The 11169-nt window shown below is 71.7% G+C and carries 11 protein-coding genes and 1 pseudogene; 6 read left to right on the forward strand and 6 right to left on the reverse strand.

Translation table 11 applies throughout. The features are described 5' to 3' along the window. Nucleotides 1-176 precede the first annotated feature (176 nt). The 5 genes from ACFYT4_RS35490 to ACFYT4_RS35510 all read right to left on the reverse strand — a co-directional run bounded on the left by ACFYT4_RS35490 (nucleotide 177) and on the right by ACFYT4_RS35510 (nucleotide 4149). Nucleotides 177-1451, reverse strand: a complete 1275-nt coding sequence (locus tag ACFYT4_RS35490) for an MFS transporter (RefSeq protein WP_389278842.1) — start codon at nucleotides 1449-1451, stop codon at nucleotides 177-179. Nucleotides 1452-1532: 81 nt separating this feature from the next. Then, on the reverse strand, nucleotides 1533-2063 hold the full coding sequence (locus tag ACFYT4_RS35495; RefSeq protein ID WP_389278845.1) for a carboxymuconolactone decarboxylase family protein: 531 nt from the start codon (nucleotides 2061-2063) through the stop codon (nucleotides 1533-1535). A gap of 93 nt (nucleotides 2064-2156) precedes the next feature. Continuing rightward, nucleotides 2157-2999 carry a hypothetical protein gene (locus ACFYT4_RS35500; RefSeq protein ID WP_389278848.1) on the reverse strand — a complete coding sequence of 281 codons (843 nt, stop codon included), beginning with the start codon at nucleotides 2997-2999 and terminating at the stop codon, nucleotides 2157-2159. Between the two features lie 476 nt (nucleotides 3000-3475). Next, nucleotides 3476-3889, reverse strand: coding sequence for a PIN domain-containing protein (locus ACFYT4_RS35505; protein ID WP_389278851.1), 414 nt, complete (start codon nucleotides 3887-3889; stop codon nucleotides 3476-3478). Then, the gene (locus ACFYT4_RS35510; RefSeq protein WP_389278854.1) at nucleotides 3886-4149 is read right to left on the reverse strand and encodes a CopG family transcriptional regulator; all 264 of its coding nucleotides are present in this window, start codon (nucleotides 4147-4149) and stop codon (nucleotides 3886-3888) included. The genes ACFYT4_RS35505 and ACFYT4_RS35510 overlap by 4 nt, the downstream gene beginning before the upstream one ends. A gap of 454 nt (nucleotides 4150-4603) precedes the next feature. Between ACFYT4_RS35510 and cseB the strand changes: the two genes are divergently transcribed. The 6 genes from cseB (at nucleotide 4604) to ACFYT4_RS35540 (ending at nucleotide 9829) form a co-directional block, all read left to right on the forward strand. Next, entirely contained in the window at nucleotides 4604-5332 is a 729-nt protein-coding gene (gene cseB, locus ACFYT4_RS35515; RefSeq protein ID WP_389278871.1) for a two-component system response regulator CseB, read from the forward strand. A 2-nt stretch (nucleotides 5333-5334) separates the two neighbouring features. Further along, the gene (locus tag ACFYT4_RS35520) at nucleotides 5335-6615 is read left to right on the forward strand and encodes an ATP-binding protein (protein WP_389278857.1); all 1281 of its coding nucleotides are present in this window, start codon (nucleotides 5335-5337) and stop codon (nucleotides 6613-6615) included. 171 nt (nucleotides 6616-6786) lie between these two features. Beyond that, the gene (locus tag ACFYT4_RS35525; protein ID WP_389278860.1) at nucleotides 6787-7728 is read left to right on the forward strand and encodes a D-alanyl-D-alanine carboxypeptidase family protein; all 942 of its coding nucleotides are present in this window, start codon (nucleotides 6787-6789) and stop codon (nucleotides 7726-7728) included. Beyond that, nucleotides 7725-8702: an endonuclease/exonuclease/phosphatase family protein gene (locus ACFYT4_RS35530; RefSeq protein WP_389278863.1), complete on the forward strand. Its 978-nt coding sequence runs from the start codon at nucleotides 7725-7727 to the stop codon at nucleotides 8700-8702. The genes ACFYT4_RS35525 and ACFYT4_RS35530 overlap by 4 nt, the downstream gene beginning before the upstream one ends. Nucleotides 8703-8991: 289 nt before the next feature. After that, nucleotides 8992-9552, forward strand: coding sequence for an RNA polymerase sigma factor (locus ACFYT4_RS35535; RefSeq protein ID WP_389278866.1), 561 nt, complete (start codon nucleotides 8992-8994; stop codon nucleotides 9550-9552). Beyond that, nucleotides 9545-9829: a hypothetical protein gene (locus tag ACFYT4_RS35540; protein WP_389278869.1), complete on the forward strand. Its 285-nt coding sequence runs from the start codon at nucleotides 9545-9547 to the stop codon at nucleotides 9827-9829. Before ACFYT4_RS35535 ends, ACFYT4_RS35540 begins: the two co-directional genes overlap by 8 nt. A gap of 403 nt (nucleotides 9830-10232) precedes the next feature. On the opposite strand, the pseudogene ACFYT4_RS35545 reads toward ACFYT4_RS35540, so the two are convergent. Next, nucleotides 10233-10853: pseudogene (locus ACFYT4_RS35545) on the reverse strand (hypothetical protein); the annotation flags it as partial. Nucleotides 10854-11169: the final 316 nt, after the last annotated feature.

The raw sequence follows: 11169 nt of genomic DNA on the forward strand, positions 1-11169 counted from the left end.
GAGCGGGCGAACGGCGCGGCACCGGGCCTGAAGCCCTCCGCCCCCCGGGGGGGGGCCCCCCCCCCCCCCCCCCCGCCCCCCCCCCCCCCCCCCCCCCCCGCGCGCCCCCCCCCCCCCCCCCTTTCCGTGCGCCGGACCAGGAGCGTGTGCCGCGCGACGCAAACCGCCAGAGCGTCTTACGCGGCCTTGGACAGGGTGGACCTGTCCGTCCGGGGCGCGGGCCGGACGGGCGTCGCGGGTCCGGACACGGCTCGCCGTCCGTCGTGGCGTGGCCACAGGAGGAGGGCGCCGATGGCGCCCGCCCCGGCGAGGGCCGCGAGGACGGACCAGGCGAGAGCGAAGCCGGCGTTCGTACCGAGCCATCCCGCGATGGGGTAGGTGATCAGCCAGGCCAGGTGCGACAGGGAGAACTGGGCCGCGAAGGCACCGGGGATCGCGTTCGGTTCGACGGAGGCGCGCAGGACCTTGCCGGTCGGTGTGACGATCAGCGCCATGCCGATGCCGATCACGGTCCAGACGATCGCCGTACCGGTCCATGTGGTCAGGCCGGCCGCGAGGAGAGCCACCGCGGCGATCGTGCCGCCGACGAGGACTCCGGCGCCGGTCACCATGACGGTGCGGGCGGCGATCCGGTCGAGCACGCGGGGCAGCACGAGCGCGGCCAGGAGGGTTCCGCCGCCGGAGGCGGCGAGCATCCACGCCACGTCCGACTGCGAGCCGCTGAGCTCGTCACGGACGTAGTTGACGGTGTTGACGACGACGATCGATCCTGCCGCCGCCACCACGAGGTTGAGCGCCATGATGCCGCGCAGCCGCGGCGTCCCGAGGAACGTCCTGACCCCTGCCACCGCCTTGTCCCATGCCTGGGTGTGGGCACTGGGACGGGCGTCGGGGATGCGCGTCGACAGGACGAGCAGGGCGGAGAGGAGGAATCCGGCGGAGGTGCCCAGGAACAGCCAGTTGAAGCTCATGAACGCCAGGGCGACCGCCGCCAGCACGGGGCTGAGCAGGCTCTCCATGGTGTAGGCGACCTGGGAGGCGGACAGGGCGCGCGTGTAGGCGGACTCATCGGTGACGATGTCGGGGATGACGGCCTGGAACGTCGGGGTGAACGCCGCGGACCCGGCTTGGAGCAGGCCGATCAGGACGTAGATGTGCCAGACCTCGGTGACGAGCGGCAGCGCCAGGACCACCGCGGCGCGCACCACATCGAGGAGGACCAGGAGGGTTCTTCTGGGGAAGCGGTCGACGTACGCGGCGGTGAGGGGGGCTATGACCACGTACATGACCATCTTGACGGTCAGGGCGGTGCCGAGGACCGTGCCGGCGCGCGGGCCGGCGAGGTCGTAGGCGAGCAGTCCGAGGGCCACTGTCGTCAGCCCGGTGCCGAACAGGGCGATGACCTGGGCGCTGAACAGGTGGCGGTAGTCGCGGATGGCGAACAGGCGCATGGCGTGTTCCTTCCATGTCCATGCGGCGGGGCACGGCCTCGGGCCGGAGGCCGTGCCCCACAGAGGGGGGCCGGGATGTCTCTACGCATCGGTGCCGCTCTCCGGTGTGAGGCCGGCGAGCAGGTTGAAGGCACCGGTGAGGATGTTGAGGGCGACGACGCCGACGACGTCGGCTATCGCGCGGTCGCCGTAGCCGTGCTCACGCAACGCGATGACCTGCTCGTCGGTGATCGACGTCGGCTCGCGGTAGACCTGGAGGGCGAGGGCGATGATCGCCGCGATCGCGGGATCGGCCGAGGTGCCCGCGCGGGCTCGCGCGATCTCTTCCTCGTCCACTCCCATCGCGCGGGCAGCGCTGACGTGCGCGTCGAGACACAGCCCGCAGCCCTGCAGAACCTGGATGGCGATCGAGATCCGTTCGCTGATCCTGCGGTCGAGCTTGGCTCGTCCCATGGCCCGGCTGAGCTGTAGATAGCCGCCCAGAACGGCGGGCGAGTGCGCCATCGTGGCGACCATGTCACCGATCCGGCCGTGGCGGGAGACCAGCTCGGCGAGGAGGTCGCGCGAGGCGCCGACCGCTGTTTCGGGCGTGAGTCGGGTCAGGCGGGGCATGACGGTCCTTCCGGATGGGAGGATGTACCGGGGGCGGCGGGGCGCTCGGCTCGTGGAGCGCCCCTTGGCCGCGCCGTATACCGAAGCAGTTGTTCAGTGGTGTGCGTGGCCGTTGTGGCGGTGGCTCATGTGCTCGTGTGCGGCCTCGGATGCCGCGTCCGAGCGGGGAGTGGGCGCGGTGGTCCGCACTGTGAACTCGGCCGTCCGGACCACGTCTTCGTGCTGGAAGTCCAGGTAGAGGCGGTAGGTGCCGCCCGACGGCGCGGCGGCCATGAAGGTGATCCCGGGCCCCGGCTCGGTGGTGCCGTCACCGGGCTCGCCCTCCGGGTGGACGTGGAGGTAGCCCAGGTCGCCGACCCGCAGCGCCACCAGGTGCCCGTACGCGCCCAGGTAGGGCTGCAGGTCCGTGACAGGCCGCCCGTTCCGGCTGACGGTGAGCGTCAGGTCGCTCGCCTCGCCGGGCAGGAGTTCGCCGTCGAGGGTGACGGTGTACTCGCCGACGTGAGCGGTGCGAGTGTCCTCGGACAGCGGCTGCGGGTCGTACCGCCCGGCCACCGAGGCGTCGATCCCCAGCGTCATGGTCCCGTCGTGGCCGACCGGGTGGATGTCGGCGAAGAACCTCCAGTCTCCCGGTTCCAGGGTCAGCTCGACGCTCCAGGTGCCCTTCTCGTCCCTCACCGGGTGCACGTGCTGGAACCAGGTCGTGTCGCGCCGGACGGCGATGAAGTGCAGTTCCTTCTCGTGCTCGGGCGTGAACTCGGTCACCGGCCGTCCGTCGGGACCGGTCACCCGGAAGGTGACCGCCTGCGCCCCGGCGGAGAGGATCGTCGAGTCGAGATCGAGGGTGTACCCGCTCTCGGAGACCGACAGCCCGCCGGGACGGGCTCCGCCGTGGCCGCCGTGGCTGGTCATGTCGTGGCCGGAACTGCTGTTCATCGTGTCTCCACCTGTGTGATGCGTGCTGTGTGACGCGTCTTCCAAGGACGTCCGTCGTCGGACACCCGCGAGAACAGCATACCCCCGGGGGGTATTCCCGCAAGGGGTTTCTCGACGGGTTCCCGGAGGAGATGGGGGCCCGGTTCCGTTCCGTCGGGACGGTACGACGTACGGGTACGGACGCCGTGCTCGCCTCGGATGTCCGGGGCCTGCCCGAGAACCCGCGGCCGGTACCGATCGCGGTCGTGGCGGACGAAGTCGCCGAACCGTTCCTCGCCGCCGGTAAGGACGACGAGAAGCGGCGGGACGCCATGGACACCAAACTCATCCGCCTCGCCCAACCGGGCCGCGCGGCCGGCATCCAGTGCGGACAGCGCTTCGGCTCCGCACAGGGCAAGGGCGCGACCACGCCGTCATCGGCTCCTGCCGGCGCCCTCCAGGCTCAGGGCGGGAGTGTCCCGAGAAAGAACGCGTGGTCAGACTCGGATGGTGGTGGCCTGGCCGCCGCAGAGCACGGTGAGGTCCTCGGGGTCGGACGTGAGGATCGTGACGGGACCGGGTGCGGCGAGGGCGGTGGCGCCGAGCATGGCGTCGATGGCGTACTTGTGGCCGTGCAGGCCGGCGCTCGCGAGGAGGGTTGCCGCGTGGCGGGCGACGGCCTCGGTGACCGGTTCTACGACGATGCGCGAGAGGGTCCACTCCAGGGCGGGGCGGTTGATCCGGGGGTGGACGACTTCCACCAGGGTGGCCGCCGAGGTGATCACGCGGAGGTCGTCGGTGCGGGCCAGGGCGAGCCAGGTGGTGACGGTGCGGTCGCGCAGGACCGCCTTGGCCAGCCCTTCGCTGTCGAGTACGAGCGTGCCGCCGGGAGCGGCGGGGGAGCGGGTCACGCGGCGTTCGCTCCACCCTTTGCCTGCTCGTTCCGGGCTCGGTGGAGCTGGTCGCGCACGGACTGGATCTCCTCATCGGTGATGGGGCCGTGCTCGGCTTCGGCGACCTGGATGATCTCGTTCAGATTGTCGCGCTCGATCTGGCGGGCGACAGCGGCGGCCACGTACGCGGACAGACCGGAGGGCCCGCTGCGGGCCTTGGCGGCCTCGGCGATATCGCGCGGCATGGTGATCGAGTACTTGCCGGTAGGCTCGCTCATGCTACCTATCCTACCGGCAATCCTCCTTGCTGCCCTGGGCTGGAGCCGGGTGACGGCAGCGCTTCGGGTCCCAGGCCGTCGGCGACGGCTCCCGACAGAAGAGGCCGCGATGAAGATGGCCGATCTGTTCCGGGACGCCGGGGAAAGGAGTTCGGCGCGGCGACGCACGGGTGCCTCTTCCCCGGGGAGCGGGGTGGCCTGCTCGGCACGTCCAGCCGCTGGCGCGTGTGTCAGGAGAGGGGCGCCTCTCCCTCGGCCGGTGCCGGGACCCGTTCCCGTACCGACATCCGACCGGCACGCCGGCCCGGCCCGGCAATTCCGCCCACAGCAGCCGAAAAGGCGGACATACCCCGAATCGTGCGGCGAGCGGCCGGCAAGGCAGTATGGGGGATTCGGTGACGGATGTGGTGCGTGGGGAAGGTCCGGAGTGTCCGCAGAATCGCAGGAAGACATCGTGCCCGGCTCCCGGGGCGGTACGGAGCCGTCCCCGCGGGCTCCGGTCGTGGTCCTGGTCGAGGACGACGAGGTGATCCGTACCTCGGTCTCGATGGCACTGGAACGCTACGGCTACCGGGTGCGGTCCGCCGCCGACGGCCTCACGGGGCTGGAGATGTTCCGGGACCACACCCCCGACCTGCTGCTGCTGGATGTGATGCTGCCGGAGCTGGACGGCATCGGTCTCTGCCGGAAAGTGCGGGAGATCAGCCAGGCCCCCATCCTCATGATGTCCGCCCGCGGCGACTCGCTGGACGTGGTCTCGGGCCTGGAGGCGGGCGCCGACGACTATGTGGTGAAACCCGTCGACACCCCCGTTCTGGTGGCACGGATCCGCGCCCTGCTCCGGCGCACCACCTTCACCCCCGCCTCTTCCGGGGCGGAGCGGGCGGCACCGGGCCGGGACCTGCTCGTCTTCGGCGACCTGTCGGTGGACACCCGGGGGCTGGAGGTGTTCCGGGGCGGTGAGCGGGTCGCGCTGGCGCCGACGGAACTGCGGCTGCTGCTGGAGTTCGCGGCTCACCCCGGGATCGTCCTGGACCGGCAGACGCTGCTGCGCAACGTGTGGGACTACGGATGGGACGGCGACAGCCGTGTCGTCGACCTGTGTGTGCAGCGGCTCCGCAGGAAGATCGGCGCGGACCGCGTCGAAACGGTCCGCGGCTTCGGCTACAAGCTGCGGCGCTGACGGTGACCGGCGCGCGGGACACGGCCGCGTCGGTGTGGCGGAGCCTGGGGAACTGGAGATCGCTGCGGTGGAAGATCGCCGCGCTGGTGGTCGCGGCGTCCTGTGCCGTGGCCCTGGCCGTGGGCGTCCTCGTGCACCGCGCCACCGCCGAGCGGTTCCGTTCGGAGGGTGAGGGCCGGGCCCTGGAGACGCTGGAGTCCACGGTGGCCGAGTACCGGCGGAGCGGCGGTACCGCGGCGACGGGGGCCGTGGTCGATCCGTTGGAGATGCCGCCCGAACTGCTCCGCCGCCTGGAGCAGTTCGAGCGGCCCGCCTCCTGGTACGACACCGACCGCCGCCACGGCCCGTGGATGTGGGCGGCCCAGCGCTCGGACGACGTGGTGATCGCCGTCGAGGTGAACATGGGCCCCGAGGAGCGGAGTCTCGCCGCCCTGGACCGCACCATCGTCAAGGTCTCGGCGGCGACCCTCATCGTGATCGTCCCCCTCTCCCTCGTCGTCGCCGAACTGCCCAACCGCCGCCTCCGCCGCGTCGCGCGAACCGCCCGGCGTATCGCGGACGGCGACCTGGACGCCCGCACCGGAGCGGGCGGGCGGCGCGGTGACGAGATCACCGAGATCGCGGGGGCGGTCGACTCGATGGCCCACTCCCTCCAGGAGCGGCTTCTCGGCGAGCAGCGGTTCACCGCCGATGTCGCCCATGAGCTGCGGACGCCGCTGATGGGCCTGGTCACCTCCACCGAGCTGCTGCCCGAGGGCCGGGCGACCGATCTGGTACGGGACCGGGTGCGCGTCCTGCGCGGACTGGTCGAGGACCTGCTGGAGATCTCCCGCCTGGACGCGGGGGCGGAGGACGCCGACCTGCGGTCCGTTCCCGTGGGCAGCGTCGTCGAGGAGGCGGTGGCCCGGACCGGGCTGCGGACTCTGACGACGGTCGTGCGCGATCAGCGGGTCCCGACCGACCCGCGCCGTCTGGACCGCATCATCGCCAACCTGGTGCTCAACGCGCACCGCCACGGCCGCGGGCCCGTCGAGGTCCGGGTGGACGGTACGACGGTGGTCGTACGCGACCACGGTCCCGGTTTCCCCGGCCATCTGCTGGCGGAGGGGCCGCAGCGGTTCCGCACCGGAGCCGCGGAGCGCGGGCACGGCCACGGTCTGGGGCTGACCATCGCGCTGGGGCAGGCCCGGGTCATCGGCGCCGCGCTCCGCTTCGCCAACGCGGACGACGGCGGGGCGATCGCCGTCCTGTGCCTTCCGGGAGCGGACGCGCCCCCGGCCTGATACACGGCGGACACACGGTCGAGCGGCGGCGGACGAATGGTCCTGCCGGTACGGACACACCTCCCCACCAGGGTGGACGGGTACGCATCCCGGCGTACCCGTCCCCCGGAGGCAGCTGTGTACGACCGGTCCCCTTATGGTCCGTCCCCGAAGCCCCGGCCCGTGGCCCGGGTGCCCGTCCTTCTGGTGTGGGGCGCGGTGGCGGCTCTGGTCCTCACCGCGCTCGGGGGGTGGGCGGTCGTCGGCGGGTCCGGGCGGGGCGGCGCGCCCGGGAGCGGCGGGGCCACCGGTTCCCTGTCGCTGCCGTGGCCGAAGGGAGGCCAGGCGAGTGTCGTCGACACCGGAAGCGGCAGGTCCGGGACGAGCGGCGAGCAGAAACCCGTACCCGTCGCCAGTGTCGCCAAAGTGATGACCGCGCGGGTCGTTCTGATGAACCATCCGCTCCGGGAGGGGGAGTCCGGGCCGCTCGTCACCGTCGACCAGCAGGCGGAGGACGAGTCGGGCTCCGTCCACGAGTCGACCGTCCGGGTCGAAGCCGGTCAGCGGCTGAGTCAGCGGCAGCTGCTGGAGCTGCTGCTCCTCCCGTCCGGGAACAACATCGCCCGGCTGCTGGCGCGCTGGGACGCCGGCGGTGAGAGCGCCTTCGTGGCGAAGATGAACCGGGCCGCGGCGGACCTCGGGATGAAGCGCACCGTGTACACCGGCGCGAGCGGTTTCGAGCCGACCACCACGAGCACGTCCGACGACCAGCTGCGGCTCGCCCGGGAGGTGATGCGGGATCCGGTCTTCAGGGCGATCGTCGCCACCCGCGAGGTCACCGTCGGGGGCGTCACCGGAACCGTCTCCAACACCAACAGGCTCCTCGGCACCTCCGGCATCATCGGCGTCAAGACCGGATCGAGCACCCCCGCCGGCGGAGCCCTCATGTGGGCCGCCACCACCGGAGAGGCAGACGGCAGCGGGGACGGGGAGTCGCCGGGGCTGATCCTCGGGGTCGTACTGCACCAGAGGCCGGACACCACACCCGCGCAGGGGCTCCAGGCCGCTTTCGACACCACCGAAGAGCTCGCCGCCGCGGCCCGGCGCGCGGCGAACGGGGGCGGTTCGCGATGACCGGGGAGGTTTCCCCGCCCACCGAGGAGAGCCCGGCGGCCGGGGGCTCCCGCACGGTCGACTGGGGCAGGGGCAGATGGGTGGCGGCGCTGACCGCCCTGTACGGGGCCGCACTGCTCGCCCACCCCCTCCTGCCCGACGGCACCGGACAGTCCGGCAGCCTCGTCGAGACGTTTCTGCCCTGGTCGGGGCTGGCGGTTCCGTTCCTGCTGGTGCTCGCGCTGGTCCGCCGTTCGGTGCTCGCTCTCGTCGCGGTCGCGTTCCCCGTACTGGCCTGGCTCGTCCTGTTCGGCGGCTCGCTCACCGACAAGCGGGAAGCGGGCGGGGAGCTGACCGTGGTCAGCCACAACGTGGGTGCCGACAACGCGGACCCCGAGGGCACGGCCCGCAGGCTCGCCGATACGGGCGCCGAGGTGATCGCGGTCCAGGAACTCTCCCCGGCGGCGCAGGAGACGTTCGACCGGGTGCTTGCTCCCGAGTACCGTCACCACACGGTCCAGGGCGGAGTCGGGTTGTGGAGTACGTACGGGATGTCGGCGGCCGAACCGGTGGACATCATGCCGTGGCCGCGTGCCCTGCGGGCCACGCTGGCGACGCCGAAGGGCCCCGTCACCGTCTATGTGGCACATCTCGCTTCGGTCCGGGTGACCCCGGGCTCCGGATTCACCACCGGCCGCCGTGACGCCGCGGCACGGCTCCTGAAGGAGGCCGTCGACGGGGACTCCTCGGCGAGGCTTCTCCTCGTCGGCGACTTCAACGGCACACCGGACGACCGCGGGCTGGCCCCCCTCCTGCGCACCATGGTGTCCGCGCAGGCGGTGGCGGGAGACGGGTTCGGCTTCAGCTGGCCCGCCGTGTTCCCCGTGGCCAGGATCGACCACGTTCTCGCCCGGGGCCTGCGGCCGGTGTCCGCGGAGACGCTGCCCGCCACCGGAAGCGACCATCTGCCGGTGAGCGCCTCGTTCGCCTTCTGAGCCACTCGCTGTACGACGTCCGGCAGGTGCCGCACACCTCGGCGGCGAACCGATGAGCCCGGAGGCGACCGAAAGGCACACGGAGGCGCAGTATCGCGGCCGATGTGAGCCGATGTGAACCGGTGTGAATCCTTTCCGCCCCGAGCGCGCTCCTCTTCATGTGCCGATGACAGAGTCGGTACTCGACTGGGAGGTCCCATGAACACCGGTATCGCCGTCGCCGCCGTACTTGTCCTCGTCTGCGTCTGCTCCGTCGTGCTGCTCGTCGCGCGCCGCCGGGGGCGCGGGCGTGGCTGATCCGAGCTGGCCCGCCGAGCAACTGATCGCCGCCGCGAGAGAGGGGGACGTCGAGGCGACCGCCGCGCTGGTGTCCGGTTCGCACCCGCATGTACGCCGGTTCGCGCGCTCGCTGTGCGCCTCGCCCCAGGACGCGGAGGACGCGGCGCAGGAAGCGCTGATCATCCTGTACCGGAAGATCGGCATGCTGCGCGCGAGCGGTGCGCTGGCGTCGTGGATGTTCCGGATCGTCCGGAACGAGTGCCTGCGGCGGTCACGGCAGCTGCTTCACGGGCCGCCGAACGTCCCCGACGGCGCTGTCCCGTCGGCGGAGGACGAGGTCCTCGCACGGCTGGAGGCGGACCGGGTCGCCGCCGCGATCGCCGCCCTTCCCGCCGATCAGCGCCGCGTCCTGATCATGCGTGACGTCCAGGGCCTCAGCGGGCCCATGACGGCCGCCGCGCTCGGCCTGAGCACGGCCGCCATGAAATCCCGGCTGCACCGCGCCCGCGCGACGGTCCGCCACACACTCGGTGACACGTTCGCCGCCACGCGGGGAGGAACCCATGACTGAGAGCCGGGGCTTCGCCAGCTCGTCCCTGCCCCGCCACCTGGCCCGCGGCGCGACCGGGTTCGGCGCCCTGGCCGGCGCGTTCCTGCTCTTCCCCGTGATCGGCGCCTTCAGCCTCCTCCTCGCCCCCGCCGGGCTCCTGGCCCTGCGCGGCTGCCCGATGTGCTGGCTGATCGGCCTGGCCCAGACGGTGTCCCGGGGGCGGCTCCGCCGGTCCTGTACGGACGAGGGCCGGTGCGAGCTGACCGTCCCGCCGCGGGAGGAGGCACGAGCCCGCTGACCCGTCCCGGGGGTGGGCGTCCGCGCGGACGCCCACCCGGTCGTCGCCCGGCGAGTCCGCGCCGCTGTTCCCGTACGGGAGTGCGCCTCGCCGCCGGAACCGGGCGGTGGGGCGCTCTCCTGCGTGGCCGGACCCGGTCCCGGCGAGTGGCCACCACTCGCCCGCGGCCTCGCCGCCGCCCTCTTCCGTCCGATGTACGCACTGACCGAACTTCCCGAGCCGGCTGCCGAGCCGAGAAGGCCGGAGGCCTCCTGTCTCTCCCGCGAGTCTCAGCAGTCTGTGCTGCCGGGCGGGACGACCCCATGGGAACAGGTAACTCTCCTCCAGGCCATGGCCCCGACGGGATTGCCGGCGGTCCCGTGATCGATGCCCGGGTCCGGCACATCCTGGCGGGCCTACTCCGTCAGAGCTTTTCGGTAGGGCGTTGAGCTGGTCGGAGCCGCTCGTACACCGTCACTCGCCGCCCGCGGACCTGCTCGTCCGCCACCACTACGAAGCACTCCTTCAGCACGGAGGTCTTCACCCTGTCCCGCTTGGCCGGAACCGGCTTCGCCACCTCCCTCGCATCCGTGACCAGCAGTATCCGCCGCTGGGACAGCATCGCGGTCCTGATCCGAGCCGGGTCGGCCTCCACTCCCTTGAGCGTCCCGGACTCCTCCGGGCTCTCCGTCAGGGCGATGTCCCGCAGACCGGTGAAGGTGTCGGGGGAAACCAGCTTGGTGTCACGCCGCGCTGCCGGCACGAAGAGCACTGCGTCCCCTGTCTGCTTGAGCCGCCGCACGTCTGCCGCCACCGCCAAGACATCGTCCACCCGGCTCGCCGGGGATCGCTTGGCCGGCGACTGCGGCAGCAGCACCACCATCACTAAGGCGACCACGACAGGCAGGATCCACATGGATCCTCTCGGAAACCGAGGCGTGGCCGCTCGTACTGCAGCCCCCAGCCCCGTCCCGATCAGCAGCGCCAGGCCCAGCAGGCTGAACACGATGTACCGACCCAAGAACAGTGGCTGAACCAGGGAAAGACGGGTGTGGTTGTAGCCCATCCCCGTACCCTCGTCACGGGGTTACCGGTCGGTCGTTGGGGGACGCATTCCACCTCCGCGAGTTCGGGCAGGTCGAAAATTCGGTGCTCCACAAACAATGCAGTCGGACAAACTTCACCTTTCCCGCAGAAGTGGCCAGTGTGCGTATGCCTTTCGGTGACGGTATATCATCGAGTTCCGCGAGGTTTCGCCCTTTACGTCAGGGCTTCGGCGTGAAGCCGGTGTGTCCTGGTTTTGATCACGGGATGGTGAGGATCGCGAGAGGGCGGGTGGCATCGCGGGCGTTGTGCCGGAG

It is taken from the genome of Streptomyces sp. NPDC004609 (assembly GCF_042873655.1).
Taxonomy (GTDB): Bacteria; Actinomycetota; Actinomycetes; order Streptomycetales; family Streptomycetaceae; genus Streptomyces.

Coding starts and splice junctions, on each gene's coding strand:
- ACFYT4_RS35490 (WP_389278842.1), bottom strand. CDS start 1,451: ATGCGCCTGTTCGCCATCCGCGACTACCGCCACCTGTTCAGCGCCCAG.
- ACFYT4_RS35495 (WP_389278845.1), bottom strand. CDS start 2,063: ATGCCCCGCCTGACCCGACTCACGCCCGAAACAGCGGTCGGCGCCTCG.
- ACFYT4_RS35500 (WP_389278848.1), bottom strand. CDS start 2,999: ATGAACAGCAGTTCCGGCCACGACATGACCAGCCACGGCGGCCACGGC.
- ACFYT4_RS35510 (WP_389278854.1), bottom strand. CDS start 4,149: ATGAGCGAGCCTACCGGCAAGTACTCGATCACCATGCCGCGCGATATC.
- ACFYT4_RS35530 (WP_389278863.1), top strand. CDS start 7,725: ATGACCGGGGAGGTTTCCCCGCCCACCGAGGAGAGCCCGGCGGCCGGG.
- ACFYT4_RS35540 (WP_389278869.1), top strand. CDS start 9,545: ATGACTGAGAGCCGGGGCTTCGCCAGCTCGTCCCTGCCCCGCCACCTG.